Here is a 17,233-nt window from a genome sequence, read left to right on the forward strand (position 1 = left end):
ATCGTGGAGGGGACGTATGTCATATCTTGATAATCTGCGCGTTTTTGTGCGCGTTGTCGAATTGGGAAATCTATCTGCGGCGGGTCGCGACCAGCGCGCATCGCCGGCAGTTGCAAGCAATCGAATCAAGGAGTTGGAGAAGCACCTGGGGGTCAGGCTCTTCAACCGGACGACGCGCAAGCTCACGCCGACCGAACACGGTCGCGTATTCTACGACGGAGCATTGAAAATCCTCGAAGCCGTGGATGAAGCGGAAGCGGCTGTGGCGGAATTGGCGAAGAATCCCAAGGGATCGATTCGCATCACCGCCCCGCTTGGCTTCGGGAGACGGCTGATTGCGTCGGGAATTCCCGAGTTTCACGACAAATATCCGGACATCGAAGTGCGGCTTCGCCTGTCCGATCATGAAGTCGACATCATGAGCGAAGGCGTCGACGTTGCTTTCAAGCTCGGTGTTCTGGAGAATTCGAACCTGCGCATGCGTGGCATCATGAATTGCGAGCGCGTGATCTGTGCAGCGCCTGAATATCTGGAAAAATATGGGGTTCCACAGTCGCCGGACGAATTGCTTGGCGACAAGCATGATTGCCTTCTGCTGCGTTTTCCGGGCTCGAAGGAATATTACTGGTCGCTGCAGACGGCGGAAGGCTTGCGCAAGTTCGAAGTCACCGGGCCATATGACTCGGATGACGGCGACGTATTGACGCAATGGGCGCTCGGTGGACGCGGCATCATCAACAAGCCGCTGTTCGAAGTGAAGGAATATATCCGCGACGGACGACTGATTCCCATCCTCGAAAGCACGCCACCGGCGCCGATCCAGCTTGCTGCGATCTATCCGCACAAGCGCTTTCAGGACCCGAAGGTTCGTCTGATCATTGATTTCATGACGGAACGGTGTCAGCGACTGATCCGCGAGGTCTTGGCATAGAACGGCTAACACCGTTCTATACCTTTGTTTTTAATTTACTATTTCGCGGGAGCCGTTTCGCTCTTTGTTGGAAATGCTCAAAGAAAAACCCGCCAGATCAGGCGGGTTGCGATACACGTGCAGATGTCAGAACCGCCGTCAGAACTTCGGCAGCGGCCAGTGCCGCAATGACTTCGGGCCTCTTGTCCTTCACCACGGCTCCGCCGACGGGACAGACCAGATTTTCAAAAAGATTGTCGTTACCGATTTCGCGTTTCAACCAATTTTTGAAAGTGGCTTTTTTGGTCTTCGAGCCGATCATGCCGACATAGACGGCATCGCGCCGCTGCAAAGCCTCGGTGACAATCAGAAAATCCAGCGCATGGTCATGGGTGAGGACGATGAAAGCGCTGCCCGGCGGTGCGGAACGCACCACCTGCTCCGGCATGGCCGAAAGACAGGTTTCGATGCCCGGTACATCGCAGGCCATCAGCTCCGCTTCGCGCGTATCCACCAGAACGACGCGGACGGGCGTTAGCGAAAGCGCATTGGCCAGCGCATCGCCGACGTGCCCCGCACCGAAGACATAGACGTGCGGGCGCGTGGCTATTTCCGCGTCCACCTTGCCGACAAGCTCGTCGGTGAGCCCGCGACTGACACGTCTGAAGCTCAGGCCCACCCGCCCGCCGCAGCACTGGCCGATTTCGGGGCCAAGTGGCACATCCATGGGTGAGTCCCTGCCGCCAGCCAAGATTTTCCGGGCATGGTCAATCGCCATATATTCAAGCTGCCCGCCGCCGATGGTCCGGAAGATCATATCGCGGGCAACCAGCATCCACGCCCCGGCATCGCGGGGCGCAGAGCCTTTCACATCGGTGACTTCAACCAGCACGCAGTCCTGAGAATTCTGGGCGGGACGCCGGTTGAGAAAAGCCCGGATATCGTCGCGTGCACCCGGCATCGTTCTAGCCCTTTTGCTTGCGGAGCCGTTCGATGGCCATCAGTACACGTTCCGGTGTCGCAGGCGCATCGAGACGCGGACAGATCTTGTGATCCGCCACACTGGCAATGGCATCGGCCAGAGCATGCAGCACCGACAGCCCAAGTGGCAACGGCGGTTCGCCGACAGCCTTGGAGCGATGGATCGTCGGCTCATAGGCCTCGGACCAGTCGGTCAGTGCGACATTGAAAATCTTGGGCCGGTCGGACGCCAATGGAATCTTGTATGTAGAAGGCGCATGGGTGCGAAGCCGCCCCTTGTCATCCCACACAAGCTCCTCGGTCGTCAGCCAGCCCATGCCCTGCACGAAGCCGCCTTCAACCTGACCGATATCGATGGCGCGGTTCAGGGAACGCCCGGTATCATGCAGAATATCGGTGCGCTCCACCACATATTCGCCAGTCAGCGTGTCGACGGAAACTTCGGAACAGGCTGCTCCGTAAGCATAGTAATAGAAAGCATGGCCCCGGCCCTTGGCGCGGTCCCAGTGAATCTTCGGCGTCTTGTAGTGACCTGCCGCCGATAGCTGCACGCGACCGATAAAGGCTTGCTTTACGAGATCGTTGAAGCTGATTTCCTGATTGCCGATGCGAACCCGGTTGGGAAGAAACACGACCTGATCTTCCGGCACCTGATATTGCTGTGCCGCAAAATGGATGAGACGCTTCTTGATCTGACGGGCAGCATCCTGTGCGGCCATGCCATTGAGATCGGCACCGGAAGAAGCCGCCGTTGGCGCGGTGTTCGGCACCTTGGCGGTGGTCGTCGCGGTGATCTTCACCCGGTCGATGTCGATCTGGAATTCCTCAGCCACAACCTGCGCCACCTTCATATGGAGCCCCTGCCCCATTTCCGTGCCGCCATGGTTCATATGCACCGAGCCGTCATTATAGACATGCACCAAGGCGCCAGCCTGATTGGACTCGGTCTTGGTGAAGGAAATGCCGAATTTCACCGGCGTCAACGCCATGCCGCGTTTCACATAACGGCTTTTCGCGTTGAATTCGCGGATTGCTTCGCGGCGCTTTGCGTAATCGGAACTTTCCTCAAGTTCCGCAACGATGCGCTGAATAATGCAATCTTCAACCTTCTGATGATAGGGGGTGACGTTGCGCGTCCCATCCTTACCCATCTCGTCGTAGAAATTGCGCTTGCGGATTTCGAGCGGGTCCTTGCCAACAGCGAAAGCCACTTCATCGATGACGCGTTCCGCACCGACCATGCCCTGTGGGCCGCCAAAGCCGCGAAACGCCGTATTCGACACCGTGTTCGTGTAAAGCGGTGCCGACTGCGCATGAACTGCCGGGAAGAAATAGGCATTATCGCAGTGAAACAGTGCGCGGTCGCCGACAGGCCCGGAAAGGTCTGCCGAAAACCCGGCATTGAGGGCGAACAGATAGTCGATGCCCAGAATATTGCCGTCATCATCGAAGCCGACTTCATAATCGATGACGAAGTCATGACGCTTGCCGGTCGAGGTCATATCCTCATCGCGGTCGAGCCTGATCTTCATGGCACGTTTGTGCTTCTTGGCCGCAATGGCTGCAATGGCCGCCCACTGGTTGGCCTGTGTTTCCTTGCCGCCGAAGCCGCCGCCCATGCGGCGCACTTCCACCGTCACGGAATGGCTCGGCACGCCCAGCGCATGGGCAACCAGATGCTGCGTTTCGCTCGGCCCCTGCGTGGAGCAATAGACGGTGACGTCTTCATCCTCGCCGGGAATAGCCAGCGAAACCTGACCTTCCAGATAGAAATGATCCTGTCCGCCAAGATACATACGGTTCTTGATACGGTGCGGCGCAGCATCAATGGCCGCACGTGCATCGCCGCGCTTCAGCGTCAATGGCGTCGTGACAAGCCGATCCTTCAGACCGTCCAGCGCATCGATGGAGTAGATGCCCGCTGCTTCCTCATATTCGATCTTCGCCAGACGGGCAGCGCGGCGTGCTTGATCACGGGTTTTCGCGATAACAGCAAAGATCGGCTGACCGTGGAACTCGACCTTGTCGACGGCAAAGATAGGATCGTCATGCATGCCCGATGGTGAAACATCGTTTTCGCCAGGCACGTCCTTGTAGGTCAGCACGTCGATCACGCCGGGAGCGGCGCGCACTGCCGACAAATCAATCGACTTGAATGATCCATGTGCGACAGAGGAATAGCCGACCCCGATATGCAATGTGCCTTCGGGCTCCGGTATATCGTCGATATAGACAGCCGTTCCCGTCACATGCTTGTGCGCGGAATCATGCTTCTGGTCGGTCGCGACGCCGCCGACAATGCGGGCAGCTTTCAATGCGTGTGCCGGATGCTTGTTCATGATTGCCTCCTCACGCCGCCGCGATTTCAGCCGCGCGCAGCGGCGTGTAACTGCCTTCCGTTTCGGCAAAGAAACGCCGCAACAGATTGCGCGCCGCGAGCAGCCGGTAATCCGCTGTCGCGCGCATATCGCTCAAGGGCGTATAGTCCTGTGAATAGGCTTCCAATGCCGCTTCAACCGTGGCCTCGGTCCAGGGCTTAGCCGTCAGTGCGGCTTCCACCGCGCTGGCGCGTTTCGGCGTCGCGGCCATGCCGCCATAGGCGATGCGAATTGTTTCCACATTGCCGGCTGCATCAAGCGTCAGGTGGAAAGCGCCAAGCGTCGCCGTAATGTCTTCCTCGAAGCGCTTCGACACCTTGTAGATGGCAAAATGGCTGCCTTCGCGCGGCACCGGCACATGCACGGCCTCGACAAACTCGCCGGGCTGGCGATCCTGCTTGCCATAAGCGATGAAGAACTCTTCCAGCGGTATGGTGCGGCGCTCCGCCCCTTTGCGAAGCGTCAGCGTAGCATCGAGCGCGATCAGCGGCGGCGGCGTGTCGCCAATTGGCGAACCATTGGCGATATTGCCACCGATGGTTCCCATATTACGCACCTGCTCGCCGCCAATGCGGTTGATAAGGCTCCCGAGCTGCGGAATGCGCTTGGCGAGAAATCCGAACGCTTCCGTGTAGGTCACACCTGCGCCGATGGTAACGACACCATTCTCCTCCCGGATGGAACGCAGCTCCTCCAGATGACCGATGAAGACGACCGGGGAAATATCGCGCATCATCTTGGTGACCCACAGGCCCACATCGGTGGAACCAGCAACGATGGTTGCCTTCGGCTCCACCGCCAAAATGGTGGCGAAATCATCGAGATCACCGGGCACAATCAGGCGATCCTTGCCTTCGCCCACTTCCACCCGCACGCCGTCATGCATGGCGGTCAGCTGTTCAAGAACATGGGCGCGCTCGGCTGCAAGCGGGTCTTCCATGACTGTACCGTAGTCGGAAATGATGCGGGCGGCACGCATGATCGCCTCATAGCCGGTGCAGCGGCAAAGATTGCCCTGCAAAGCTTTCTCAATCTGCGCATCGGCAGGCTTCGGTTCGCGCATCCACAAGGCGTAGAGCGACATGACGAACCCCGGCGTACAGAAGCCGCATTGGGAGCCATGAAACTCGATCATCGCCTTTTGCACCGGATGCAGATCGCCGTCGGCCCCGCGCAGATGCTCGATGGTCACCACATGGCAGCCATCCAGCGAACCCATGAAGCGGATGCAGGCATTGACGCTCTCGTAAACGAGCTTGCCATCGGAAATCTTGCCGACCAGCACCGTGCATGCGCCGCAATCGCCTTCGCCGCAACCTTCCTTGGTGCCGCGCAGCCTGGCGGACAGCCGCAGATAGTCGAGCAGCGTTTCGGTCGGGGAAACACGGTCGAGTTCGATCTTTTCACCGTTCAGAAGAAAGCGGATCGTGTGTCGCACGGACTGGTGCACTGACTGGTTCATGGCGCTTAGCTCCCGCGATAGGTGGAATAGGAAAACGGCGAAACGAGAAGCGGTACATGATAATGCGCTTTTTCATCGGAAATGCCAAAGCGCAGTGGGACAACATCGAGGAACGGAATGGCATCGTCGGTCTTGCCGAAATACTCGCCGACGTGGAACAGAAGCTCGTAGGAGCCGGTCCGCAGATTCTCGCCCGACAGCAACGGCTCGCTGCAGCGACCATCGTCATTGGTGCGAATTTCCCGGATCGGTTCGGCCTGCTGATTCTCGACGCGACGCAATTCGATGCGCAGATTTGCAGCCGGTTTACCGCTTACCGTGTCGAGGACATGCGTCGTCAACCGGCCATTACCGCTGTTTTCCTGACCCATTTGCACTCCTGCAGCTTGCTGATTCTCTAATCAAGTAGACTGGAAAATGTTACAAGCTTTTGATTTCCGGTGGTTTATTTCGGCCCAACGTCGCCATTGGCTGTGGGGGCCGCAAACCACACCATGTTCCCAGCATTCAGTATTTCGCGATCCTTCTCATTGTGAAAGATGGTTATCGTTGGATGTCTTTCAAATTTTTGAAGGGGAATAATAGCGATAAATCTTTATTATCATGGGTAAAACGAACGAAAACGAGGGAAGACCCGCAATGAAATATCCGCGCAATCTCGTCGGCTATGGACGCAACACGCCAGATCCGCGCTGGCCGGGTGGGGCCAACATCGCAGTTCAGTTCGTCGTCAATTACGAGGAAGGCGGCGAATGCAGCATTCTCGATGGCGACGCGGCATCCGAATGCCTTCTGTCCGAGATTGTCGGCGCGCAGCCCTGGCAGGGTCAGCGCAACCTCAATATGGAATCCATCTATGAGTATGGCGCACGCTCGGGCTTCTGGCGCCTGTGGCGCGCCTTCACCCGCCGCAACATGCCCGTCACCGTCTATGGTGTAACACTGGCCATGGCGCGCAATCCTGAAGCCGTTGCCGCCATGAAGGAAGCCGACTGGGAAATTGCCAGCCACGGATTGCGCTGGTGGGAATATAAGGATGTTCCCGAAGAGATCGAACGCGAACACATCCGCGAAGCTGTTCGCCTCCATACCGAGCTTACCGGCTCCCGGCCGCTCGGCATCTATCAGGGCAAGCCTTCCGACAACACGCTGAAACTGGTGATGGAAGAAGGCGGTTTTCTCTATTCCGCCGACTCTTATGCCGACGAGTTGCCCTACTGGGTTGAAGGTCCGAAGGGACCGCATCTGATCGTGCCCTATACGCTGGATGCAAACGACATGCGCTTTGCGACTCCACAGGGCTTCAATTCCGGCGACCAGTTCTACACCTACCTGAAGGATACCTTCGACGTACTATACCGCGAAGGCGCGGAAGGTTCGCCGAAGATGATGTCCATCGGCCTGCATTGCCGCCTTGTTGGTCGTCCGGGTCGTGTGGCCGCGCTTGAGCGGTTCCTCGACTATGTGCAAAGCCATGAAAAGGTCTGGGTCGCCAAGCGTATCGACATTGCCCGCCACTGGCACGAAAACTACAAGCCCGTCGCTGCCGATGTCGTGCCTTCGAAAGCCGGTAAAGATGAATTCGTCGCGCGCTACGGCAGTATTTTCGAGCATTCGCCCTGGATCGCCGAACGCGCATATGATGCCAGTTTCAGCCAGGAGGAAGACACCGCATCGGGCCTTGCAGCCGCAATGACGAAAGTATTTCGCTCCGCCTCGGCAGATGAGCGGCTTACCGTTTTGAAGGCACATCCGGATCTTGCCGGCAAGCTCGCACAGGCCAAGCGGCTGACGGCGGAATCGACTGCCGAACAGGCTGGTGCCGGCCTCGATGCACTTACTGATGCGGAAAAGCAGGCATTCACCGAACTGAATGACGCCTACACCGCAAAGTTCGGGTTTCCGTTCATTATTGCCGTCAAGGGCCGCAACAAGAAGGAAATCCTCGACGCTTTCCAGCGCCGGGTTTCCAATGACCGCGACACGGAATTTGAAACGGCCTGCGCTCAGGTGGAGCGCATCGCCCTCCTGCGCCTCAAGGATACTCTGCCGGAAGCGCTCTACTGATCCCCAGCGTCTGGAAGGTCGGCTTCCGGGCGCTCTCATTTGATGATTTCACGGTACCTGTTTCGCCGTGATTGCTCAGGTTCTCACATAAGGAATTCCCCATATGGGCAACGACAAGAACAATCGCACCTATTATGCACCGACAGGCGGATTGCCGCCGCAGACCCAACTCCTCACCGATCGGGCGATGTTCACCGAAGCCTATGCGGTGATCCCCAAGGGCACGTTCAGCGATATCGTGACGAGCTTTCTTCCCTTCTGGGACAAGACGCGGCTTTGGGTGATTGCGCGCCCCCTTTCAGGCTTTGCCGAGACCTTCTCGCAATACATCATGGAAGTGCAGCCGGGCGGCGGCAGCGACCGTGCAGAATTGGATGAAAGCGCGCAAGGCGTGCTGTTCGTGGTTGAGGGTGAGATTGCCGTCACCGTCGCAGGCAAGACGCACACACTGACCGAAGGCGGCTATGCTTATCTGCCGCCGAAGAGCGGCTGGCGGCTGCGCAACAACGGCGCTGCGACGGCCCGCTTCCACTGGGTGCGCAAGGCTTATGAATATGTCGACGGGCTTGATGTTCCTGAACCGCTATTCCTCAACGAAAACAATATCGCTCCGAGCCCGATGCCAGATACCAACGGCGCCTGGGCGACGACGCGTTTCGTCGACCCGAATGATCTGCGCCACGACATGCATGTCACCATTGTGACCCTGGAGCCGGGCGGCGTCATTCCGTTTGCCGAAACCCACGTCATGGAGCACGGACTTTATGTGCTGGAAGGCAAAGCCGTCTATCGGCTCAATCAAGACTGGGTGGAAGTGGAAGCCGGTGACTTCATGTGGCTGCGCGCTTTCTGTCCGCAGGCATGTTACGCGGGCGGTCCCGGCAAGTTCCGCTATCTGCTCTATAAGGATGTCAACCGACATATGAAGCTTTCGAGATAGGCGGCAGCCGAACTGGGATCAGCCCATACTCTGGGATGCAATCACACAACGAAAAAGGCCGGATCATTCCGGCCTTTTTCGTTTCTGGAGTTCTTCCTGAATCTGGAGAAATGCGCCGAGGAATACAGATCACGCATAGTCAAAACAAAAACGGCGAGCCGAAGCTCGCCGTACCATTCTTCCGACTGGAGATCAGATTTGAAAACAGCGCAGTCCTTCTACGCTATCGAATGGTTCTTTCAAGATAGTACAGACATATCGAAATTCAAATTAAAAATTCGACACCTCAATATTTGTTTACTTCACGCTATAATGTTCTGACAAAAAGATCTCATCAATAAATTAAAGCTCAATAAAACTAATTAATATACGCATATCAACTTGATCTACCAAGACGAACAGATGAAATTACTCTTCAGACGTGAATGGGAGGCATGTAATAGCCTCCCAAATCAGCATCAGAACGAGCGCTGGAAGCGAACCATACCCTGAACGGCATCCTTGCCGTTCAGATAGGACTTGCTATCGCTCCATTTGGTGTAGGAAACTTCCGGCGTGACCGTGAAGCCCGGAACCATCTCATAGGCCACATTGGCCGTGGCTGCGAACGTGCTCGTTCCGTCATAAGCGAGCTGAGCATTGATGACGGCCTTGTCGGTCGCCTTGAATGCCGCACCGCCCCAGACAGCCCAATCGCCACCCCACGTGCCATAGAAGCTGCTGATCGCGCGAACAGGACCAATCACGTCGCCATTGCCATTGGTCGCGTTGATGTACTGGTCCTTGTTGGACTTGTAACCGCCCATGGCCCAGACCGAGAAGCGGTCCGTAACGTTCACGTCGGCGCGAATCTTACCAGCCCATTCCTCATTGCGCGCATCATAGGCCGCAACGCCCGCGATCTTGCCCCAGCCACCTTCATACTTCAGGCCACCGACAACATGCGGCGTGTAATCCTTGATGACGCCGTTGAAGCCGTATTTGCTATCCGTATCTTCATTGTTGCCCTGTTCGAGCGACAGAATGGCGGAGAAGCCGTTACCGCCCGTGAAGGTGTAGCTGATCAGACCCGTGCGATAGCCGCCAGCAAGGATCACGTCATCGTTGATGACGTTGCCGAGATAGCCCGGAAAGGTAACAAAGGCCGATTCATCGAGACCGACACGCAGGCCGCCAAGCTGGATATAGGCAAAACGCAGCGAACCGGAGGAGCCCTCAACACCATTGCCCCAATCATAACGGGTTTCAGCAAAGGTCTTCAGAGTGCCCAGTTCGGTTTCCGAGGCCGTCGAGAGGCGCAGCGTGAAGCGAGCCTTGTTGTCCCAGGATTTACGGTTCGTATCAACGCTACCGTTGCGATCGACGAAGCCACGGCCGTAGACATTATCACCGCCGGTGGCATCATAACGAACATAACCGGAAACACGAAGGCAGGTTTCGGTGCCCGGAATATAGAAATATCCAGCTCCATAAGCGTCGCAGACGCGTACATATTCAACAGATTCAGGTTCGGGTGCCACGACGGCATCCGCAGCATATGCTCCTGTGGTCGCAACTAGCGCCGCAGCCGAGCCGAACAATACGCTCTTGATCTTCATTTCATTGCCTCCAGAAATTTTTCAGACGAGGCCTCATAGAATAATTAAACCAAGTACATCAATTCCAATTTTAAGAATTAAAGATGGTTCATTACCTTATGTGTTAATTTTAGCACTAATTATAAACGTCTTTACTTTATAGCAACTTCAAGTTTGTAAAATATAACTAATAATAAATTTCCTATACATTTAAATTAGCAACTTTAATCTATAAGTTTACTTATTTCTCATATAAAAAACGGGACCGATTGGTCCCGTTTCATAAATCGCCTTGCGGCTATGCGGTCAGAGCATCCCCTGTTTTGTCTGAAACAATGAGAATGCTCTATCTGTTTGTTTTTACGCATGTCTCCCGAAAGTGGTTCCCGCTTTCGGGAGACATGCTCTAGCAGGCTTACTTGCCCGCAGCCTGCTGCGCATAGACATAGCTGTCATAGGTATATTCGGCCACGCGGAACCATTCGAAGCCCTCGTCGCGGAACTTCTTCCAGCTCGGATAGATTTTCGCCCAGGCCGGATTTTTCTCGTTGTATTCCGCATAAAGTTCGAAAGCGACCTTGTAGGCCGCATCCAGAACATCGCGTGGTAGCGGTTGAAGCTTCACGCCCTTGGAAACCAGAGACCGGATCGCGGCTGTGTTCTTCACATCGTAAAGCGAAATCATGTTCTGGGTAGCAGCTTCGGCAGCGGTATTCAGCGCAACCTTGTATGCCTCCGGCAGGCTTTCATATTGCTGCTTGTTGATGAAGAAGTGCACCGAGGCCCCACCTTCCCAGAAAGCCGGGTAATAGTAATAAGGTGCAATCTGGTAGAAGCCGAGTTTCTCGTCGTCATATGGGCCGACCCATTCGGCAGCATCGATCGTGCCACGTTCCAGCGACGGATAGATGTCGCCACCTGGAAGCTGCTGCGGGACGACGCCGAGACGTGACATGACCTCGCCTGCAACGCCGGCGATACGCATCTTCAGGCCCTTCAGATCCTCAAGGCTCTTGATTTCCTTACGATACCAGCCACCCATCTGGGCAGCGGTATTGCCGCCGACGATGCCGACGATGCCGTAATCGGCGAGGAAGGCATTATAAAGTTCGTTGCCGCCGCCATGATAGAGCCAGGCATTCTGCAGGCGCGTGTTCATGCCGAAAGGGATAGCCGTCCCAATGGCAAAGGCCGGGTTCTTGCCGGTAAAATAATAGCCGCATGTATGGGCCATTTCGACCGTATTGGCCTGAACCGCATCGATGGCCTGCGGGCCCGGCACGATTTCACCAGCCTGGAACACCTGAATCTGAAACTTGCCCTCGGTCATCTTCGACACGGCGTCGGCCATGAAGACCGCACCGCCATAGATGGTATCCAGATTGTTCGGAAAACCCGACGTCAAGCGCCAACGGAGCGTCGGTAGCTCCTGTGCGATTGCCGGTGTCGCCAGAGCGGCTCCGCTCGTGGCTGCGGCAGCGCCAATTGCGGCGCCCTTTGTTAGAAATGTGCGGCGACTCAAATCCTGTTTCATGTGTCTCCTCCTAAGATTGTTCTGGTTTTATCAAGACCTGCGCAATGCTCGTTTTCCCCTCACTGCGCAGGCTTTTTCTGTTGATCCGCGCCTTGTCCGAAGCTCGGTTGCGGTGAACCGAAGGAAGGTGCAGGCAGAGGCTCAGTTGAGGGCGAAGGCGCTCCGAACGGTGCGGGTGCCGCACCAAACGGATTTCCACCCCCCGCATCGGGCATCGGTACATTGATCTGGATCGATGCCGGATCGGCCTGCGGATGGCCGCTCTTGTAGTGGGTGACGATACCGGGGAAGGCAATGATGATGCCGACCATGACAAGCTGGATCAAAAGGAACGGGATCGACCCCATATAGATCTGCCCCGAAGTCACCGGCTGGATTGTCGAACCCGTCACCTTGTCCTTGTAAGGCCGGGCCGGTGCGACCGAACGCAGATAAAAGAGCGAAAAGCCGAATGGCGGATGCATGAACGACGTCTGCATGTTGACCGCCAACATAACGCCGAACCAGATCAGGTCGATGCCGAGGCTGTCTGCCACCGGTGCCAGAAGCGGGATGATGATGAAGGCCAGCTCAAAATAATCGAGAAAGAAGGCCAGAAAGAACACCAGAAGATTGGCGACGATCAGGAAGCCGACTTCGCCTCCAGGAATAGACGTCATCAGGTGCTCGACCCAGACGTGGCCGTTGACGCCATAAAAGGTGAGCGAGAAGACGCGTGCGCCGAGCAGAATGAAGATGACGAAGGACGACAGTTTCGCCGTGGCATAAAGCGCCGATGTCAGGATCGTCATGTTGAGGCGGCGATTGATGATCGCGAGAAGCAGGGCACCAACCGCTCCCATCGCGCCGCCTTCCGTCGGCGTTGCAAGGCCGATGAATATCGTACCCAGAACAAGGAAGATCAGCACAAGCGGCGGCACAAGCGAGATCACAACGCGCTGCAGCAGCTTCCAGCCCTTCAGTGTACGGGCCTGCGGCGGCAGTGCTGGCACCGATTCCGGTCGCAGGATCGCCATGCCTATTATGAAGGCGCAGTAGAATCCAACCAGCAGGAGGCCGGGAACCAGCGCACCCTTGTACATATCGCCGACCGAACGGCCGAGCTGATCGGCGAGAACGATCAGAACGAGGCTTGGCGGAATGATCTGCGCCAGCGTGCCGGAGGCGGCAATCGTACCGCTAGCCACTTTCCGATCATAGCCATAGCGCAGCATAATCGGGAGCGAAATCAACCCCATGGAGATCACCGATGCAGCAACCACACCCGTGGTAGCCGCAAGAAGCGCACCGACGACGATAACGGCAAAGGCCAGCCCACCACGCACAGGGCCGAAAAGCTGCCCGATCGTATCGAGCAGATCTTCCGCCATGCCGCTTCGCTCCAGTATCAGCCCCATGAACGTAAAGAACGGAATGGCGAGCAATGTTTCATTCGACATCTGCCCGAAGATACGATCCGGTATCGCTCCGAACAGATTGACAGGCAGGAGCCCCATTTCGATGCCGACGAAGCCGAAAGCAAAACCGACGAAAGCCAGCGCAAAAGCCACCGGATAGCCGAGCAGCAGCACAATCACCAGCGACAGAAACATCAGCGGCGCGAGATTTTCCGCGACAAAAGCAAACATATCCATTCCCCTCAAAGCGCCTGTGCTTCTGCATCTTCAACGGCAACCGTATCCGGTATCCGCCCTTGCAGAATGGCAATGCGCTTGATGAGTTCGGAAATGCCCTGCAATGCGAGCAGCCCGAAGCCAATCGGGATCAGCACCCAGACCGGCCACAGAACGAGCCCGCCCGTATTGTTGGAAATTTCACCACTTGCAATCTTGGCTTCCACGATGGGCCACGAGAGATAGATTGTGATGAGACAGAAGGGCATGAGAAAAAAGATTGTACCGAAAATCTCGACGAGAAGCTGAGTTCGCCGCGAATACCGACTATAGAGAAGATCGACTTTCACATGCTCGCTATGCAGCAGCGTATATCCGGCTGCAATCAGAAAGACCGCCGAAAACAGATACCATTGCGCTTCCAGCCAGGCGTTGGAACTGACATTGAACAGCTTGCGCGTGGTCGCATTGATAGCGCTGATAAGCACTGCTACCAATATCAACCACGATATGGATTTTCCGATGAAATTATTGGCCGCGTCGATAGCGCGCGACAACGCCAGCAAAACTGACATCGCTCCTCCCCTCCTGTTCCGCCTCCTCAAGCGGTTTTGGAGCGAATGATAGGACCGGCGAATCCCTGCCGCAAGCGGACGAAAGTTCTAAGAAGCGGACTCCTACCCATTTGTGGGTAAGAAAATATCGGGGAGGATGCTGGACATGCGTTATACCAAGGCGCTGAGATGCCAACGCATAACGCCTTGAAAAAGTTCAATCGCCACTCGGGCTTAACCAAAGCCCAATGAGTTTCATCAATGGACTTTTGTATTACTGCGAGGACAGGCGCAATCGGTTCTCGATGGCATAACGTGTCAGGCCGGCCGTGCTGGCGATTCCGAGTTTCTTCTTGATATTCTTGCGGTGGGTTTCGACAGTTGCCTCCGAAATACCGAGCCTTGTTGCAATCTCGCGATTGCTTCCACCGTCAGCCACCAGCACCAGCACGTCATTTTCACGGGCGGACAAACCTTCCGACTTTTTTTCCCCGCTATCGAGCAACGCTTCCGAAACGCCGGATGAGAAATATGTTCCACCCGAGGCTACCGCGTGAATGGCAGCAACGATTTCAGTCGTGGACACGTCCTTCAACACATAACCCGAAGCACCGCGCATGATCGAGGTAGAGATATATTCGCGGCTGTCATGCATGGAAAGCATGAGAATACGGGTACCCGGCAATTGCTTCTTGAACAGTTCGATAGCATCGATACCGTTGAGAAGCGGCATATTGATATCCATCAAAACGACATCGGGATTGACGGCAAGCGCCAGTTCCAGGGCAATCCGTGCATTGGAAGCAGCACCGGCAATATCGATGTCGTCATAGGTTTCAAGCACAGCCCGCAGACCGTCCAGCACCAGCGGATGATTGTCCACGAGCAATACGCGAATCTTGCATTCGTTCGTCATGCGACTTCCGGTTCCCGCTTTCCTTCTGTTGCCGATTTCGGCAAACGCGCGGTGAGCTGCGTACCATCTGTGCTGGTGTCAACCAAGAGCACGCCACCGAAATGTGCCATCCGTTCCTGCATATTGCGCAAGCCAAGCCCCGACAACTGATCTTTCAGATCACGCGCGGTGAAACCATTGCCATCGTCGGCCACTGTCATTGTAACCTTGCCGTTGGAACCCCAGAGCCGGATTCCCACATGGCTGGCACCGGAATGGCGCTCAACATTGGTGAGCGCTTCCTGCACGACACGATAGAGCGCGGTACTTGCCTCCGGCTTCAACGTTTCATTCAGTCCGCTTGCCTCCAATTGCGTTTCAATGCCGGTTCGTTCCGAAAAATGCTCACACAAGGCTTTGAGCGCGACCGTCAGGCCGAGATCATCCAGAATGCGCGGACGCAGATCATGCGAAAGCCGCCGCACCTCCTTGATTGCGCCATTGAGGGCATCGGATGCTTTCTCGATTGCAAGGGGCGCACCCCCGCTGCCCGTTCTGACCTGACGGCTTGCAAGGTCGATGGCATAGCGGACGCCGACCAGATTTTGGGAAATACCGTCATGAAGCTCACGCGCCAGGCGTGCCCGTTCTTCCTCCTGCGTGTCGATGATGCGCTGGGCCAGTTCCTTCAGCTTGTTGTCGGCCATGCGCCGCTCTCGCAGGTTGAGCAACATGCAGGTCGCGAAGACGAGCATCACTGCCGGTACGGCAATCAGGCTGACGATGAGGAATGTCGTGCGAATGTTGGCACGGAAGTCCGCATTGGCTGCTGCGGTCTGTACATAAACATCGTCGAGATAGACGCCCGTTCCGAGCATCCATTTCCATTTATCCAGACCAACGGCGAAGGAGAGCTTGTCGGCCATCTCCCCGCTCGACGGTTTTTCCCATTTATACTGATGCAGCCCTCCGCCTTCCTTCGCCTTGCCAATCAGATTGGCAATGACCCGATCACCGTCGGAATCGACGAGATCGAGCCAGTTGTGACCCGGCCGAAACGTCTGGCGCGGATGGACGACATTGTTGCCGTCATAATCATAGACAAAGAAGTAGCCATCTCGGCCGTAGTCCAGCGAAGTCAGAATCTCCCGCACCTTTTCCATGGCTGCGGTATCGTTGGGACCAGCCTCATCGTAAATCTGCTGTATGGAAGAAAGTGCCAGATTGGTGAGATTGAGGAGTTCGGTCTCCTTGGCTTTCAGCATATTCTTCTCGAAAGTCGCGATACTGCTCTGTACGAGATTTGCCGATTGCCAGGTGATAAAGGCCGTAACCGTCAGAATAGCCACGATAAGCGGCACAATCGCCAGTGCAACGATCTGATAACGCAGCGTCACGTCTTCTCCTCCAGGCATAACAGGCCGACTTGTCACCCGACGACTTTAGAGCCTATCCTGAGAAGTGTGAAACGGTTTTCGGAGCAAGATGCGCGTTAAAACAAACAGTTGAGACGCGCCAATCTACTTCAATCGAATCGAAACACGCTCTAAAGTTCCCACATTGTGAGGAAAAGGAGCTACGCGCAAAACCTCGCCCCAAAGACAAAACTGCCCGTACAACCAATAATATACTTCCCTATATTTATATAATTAAAATATAATATATAAATCATAATTGAAGAAACGAATATTTTATGCTCCATACTGTTTTCCTGAACACTGTGCCCGAGTATACGGTTCCCATACTCATTCATTTCAGAGAGAACCTATTTATGAAAAGCTATCACGCAATCGGTCTTGCATTCACGCTCGCAGCCATTTCCGGAGCACCAGTGCTGGCGGCTCCCCTGCCCGGCGGAGCAAGCACCCTCCAGGAGACCTATCAGGACTGGACCGTTTCCTGTCAAAGCCAGAAAGAAACAAGCATCTGCGTCATGCGCCAGGATCAGAGCAGCACGCAGACCGGTCAGCGTGTTCTCACGGCAGAACTGCGCAATGTCGCCGGCGGCAAAGTCGAGGGCGTGTTGCTGATGCCGTTCGGTCTCGATCTCGCCAAGGGTGCTTCGCTCAAGATCGATGAAGTCACCGGACCGAATCTCGCTTTCTCCACCTGCCTGCCGCAAGGTTGCCTTGCTCCAGTCAGCTTTGATGCCAAGCAGGTTGCAGCTCTCAAGGCTGGTACCAACATCAATGTCACCACGACGGCATTGAGCCCAAGCCAGCCGGTCGCCTTCAAGGTTTCCCTGAAGGGCTTCGGTTCCGCGCTTGAACGCATTGCGGCACTGACGAAGTAAGTCGCGGGACTACAATCCAAAAGCCATAC

General features: G+C 55.8%; 14 protein-coding genes. 4 read left to right on the forward strand and 10 right to left on the reverse strand.

The features are described from left to right. Positions 1-16: 16 nt before the first annotated feature. Positions 17-931 (forward strand): LysR family transcriptional regulator, encoded by a 915-nt coding sequence (locus tag ACYSN1_RS04980; protein WP_461724648.1) that lies wholly within the window; start codon positions 17-19, stop codon positions 929-931. Between the two features lie 97 nt (positions 932-1,028). Here the strand turns inward: ACYSN1_RS04980 and xdhC are convergent, their stop codons facing one another. The 4 genes from xdhC to uraH are packed head-to-tail and all read right to left on the reverse strand — an operon-like array spanning position 1,029 to position 6,102. Next, a complete protein-coding gene (gene xdhC, locus ACYSN1_RS04985; protein WP_461724649.1) occupies positions 1,029-1,871 on the reverse strand; it encodes a xanthine dehydrogenase accessory protein XdhC in 843 nt (280 codons plus the stop codon). 4 nt (positions 1,872-1,875) lie between these two features. After that, positions 1,876-4,230, reverse strand: coding sequence for a xanthine dehydrogenase molybdopterin binding subunit (gene xdhB / locus ACYSN1_RS04990; RefSeq protein WP_461724650.1), 2,355 nt, complete (start codon positions 4,228-4,230; stop codon positions 1,876-1,878). A gap of 10 nt (positions 4,231-4,240) precedes the next feature. Next, positions 4,241-5,719 (reverse strand): xanthine dehydrogenase small subunit, encoded by a 1,479-nt coding sequence (xdhA, locus tag ACYSN1_RS04995; protein ID WP_461725281.1) that lies wholly within the window; start codon positions 5,717-5,719, stop codon positions 4,241-4,243. A gap of 17 nt (positions 5,720-5,736) precedes the next feature. Then, the gene (uraH, locus tag ACYSN1_RS05000) at positions 5,737-6,102 is read right to left on the reverse strand and encodes a hydroxyisourate hydrolase (protein ID WP_140020122.1); all 366 of its coding nucleotides are present in this window, start codon (positions 6,100-6,102) and stop codon (positions 5,737-5,739) included. 268 nt (positions 6,103-6,370) lie between these two features. Here uraH and puuE point away from each other — a divergent pair, with 268 nt between their 5' ends. Together puuE and ACYSN1_RS05010 are read left to right on the forward strand one after the other, a co-directional pair. Beyond that, entirely contained in the window at positions 6,371-7,798 is a 1,428-nt protein-coding gene (puuE, locus tag ACYSN1_RS05005) for an allantoinase PuuE (protein WP_461724651.1), read from the forward strand. 103 nt (positions 7,799-7,901) lie between these two features. Next, positions 7,902-8,738, forward strand: a complete 837-nt coding sequence (locus ACYSN1_RS05010) for a bifunctional allantoicase/(S)-ureidoglycine aminohydrolase (protein ID WP_461724652.1) — start codon at positions 7,902-7,904, stop codon at positions 8,736-8,738. 458 nt (positions 8,739-9,196) lie between these two features. Here ACYSN1_RS05010 and ACYSN1_RS05015 read toward each other — a convergent pair whose 3' ends face one another. The 6 genes from ACYSN1_RS05015 to mctS form a co-directional block, all read right to left on the reverse strand. Continuing rightward, the gene (locus ACYSN1_RS05015) at positions 9,197-10,336 is read right to left on the reverse strand and encodes a porin (RefSeq protein WP_461724653.1); all 1,140 of its coding nucleotides are present in this window, start codon (positions 10,334-10,336) and stop codon (positions 9,197-9,199) included. 394 nt (positions 10,337-10,730) lie between these two features. Then, on the reverse strand, positions 10,731-11,849 hold the full coding sequence (locus ACYSN1_RS05020) for a TRAP transporter substrate-binding protein (RefSeq protein WP_461724654.1): 1,119 nt from the start codon (positions 11,847-11,849) through the stop codon (positions 10,731-10,733). Positions 11,850-11,908: 59 nt separating this feature from the next. Then, positions 11,909-13,477, reverse strand: a complete 1,569-nt coding sequence (locus tag ACYSN1_RS05025) for a TRAP transporter large permease (RefSeq protein ID WP_461724655.1) — start codon at positions 13,475-13,477, stop codon at positions 11,909-11,911. An 11-nt stretch (positions 13,478-13,488) separates the two neighbouring features. Next, positions 13,489-14,037: a TRAP transporter small permease subunit gene (locus ACYSN1_RS05030; protein ID WP_461724656.1), complete on the reverse strand. Its 549-nt coding sequence runs from the start codon at positions 14,035-14,037 to the stop codon at positions 13,489-13,491. Positions 14,038-14,290: 253 nt separating this feature from the next. After that, the gene (gene mctR, locus ACYSN1_RS05035; RefSeq protein ID WP_461724657.1) at positions 14,291-14,932 is read right to left on the reverse strand and encodes a two-component system response regulator MctR; all 642 of its coding nucleotides are present in this window, start codon (positions 14,930-14,932) and stop codon (positions 14,291-14,293) included. Further along, complete coding sequence (mctS, locus tag ACYSN1_RS05040; RefSeq protein ID WP_461724658.1) at positions 14,929-16,308, reverse strand: two-component system sensor histidine kinase MctS; 1,380 nt, start codon at positions 16,306-16,308, stop codon at positions 14,929-14,931. Before mctS ends, mctR begins: the two co-directional genes overlap by 4 nt. Before the next feature lie 374 nt (positions 16,309-16,682). Here mctS and ACYSN1_RS05045 point away from each other — a divergent pair, with 374 nt between their 5' ends. Next, the gene (locus tag ACYSN1_RS05045; protein ID WP_461724659.1) at positions 16,683-17,204 is read left to right on the forward strand and encodes an invasion associated locus B family protein; all 522 of its coding nucleotides are present in this window, start codon (positions 16,683-16,685) and stop codon (positions 17,202-17,204) included. Positions 17,205-17,233: the final 29 nt, after the last annotated feature.

The sequence above is a fragment of the Brucella sp. LJL56 genome (genome assembly GCF_054871705.1).

Excerpts from the sequence above, each read along its gene's own strand:
- ACYSN1_RS05010 (WP_461724652.1), top strand. The coding sequence starts at position 7,902 with ATGGGCAACGACAAGAACAATCGCACCTATTATGCACCGACAGGCGGA.
- ACYSN1_RS05030 (WP_461724656.1), bottom strand. The coding sequence starts at position 14,037 with ATGTCAGTTTTGCTGGCGTTGTCGCGCGCTATCGACGCGGCCAATAAT.
- ACYSN1_RS05020 (WP_461724654.1), bottom strand. The coding sequence starts at position 11,849 with ATGAAACAGGATTTGAGTCGCCGCACATTTCTAACAAAGGGCGCCGCA.
- ACYSN1_RS05015 (WP_461724653.1), bottom strand. The coding sequence starts at position 10,336 with ATGAAGATCAAGAGCGTATTGTTCGGCTCGGCTGCGGCGCTAGTTGCG.
- ACYSN1_RS05045 (WP_461724659.1), top strand. The coding sequence starts at position 16,683 with ATGAAAAGCTATCACGCAATCGGTCTTGCATTCACGCTCGCAGCCATT.
- uraH (WP_140020122.1), bottom strand. The coding sequence starts at position 6,102 with ATGGGTCAGGAAAACAGCGGTAATGGCCGGTTGACGACGCATGTCCTC.
- ACYSN1_RS05025 (WP_461724655.1), bottom strand. The coding sequence starts at position 13,477 with ATGTTTGCTTTTGTCGCGGAAAATCTCGCGCCGCTGATGTTTCTGTCG.
- puuE (WP_461724651.1), top strand. The coding sequence starts at position 6,371 with ATGAAATATCCGCGCAATCTCGTCGGCTATGGACGCAACACGCCAGAT.
- ACYSN1_RS04980 (WP_461724648.1), top strand. The coding sequence starts at position 17 with ATGTCATATCTTGATAATCTGCGCGTTTTTGTGCGCGTTGTCGAATTG.
- mctR (WP_461724657.1), bottom strand. The coding sequence starts at position 14,932 with ATGACGAACGAATGCAAGATTCGCGTATTGCTCGTGGACAATCATCCG.
- xdhC (WP_461724649.1), bottom strand. The coding sequence starts at position 1,871 with ATGCCGGGTGCACGCGACGATATCCGGGCTTTTCTCAACCGGCGTCCC.
- xdhB (WP_461724650.1), bottom strand. The coding sequence starts at position 4,230 with ATGAACAAGCATCCGGCACACGCATTGAAAGCTGCCCGCATTGTCGGC.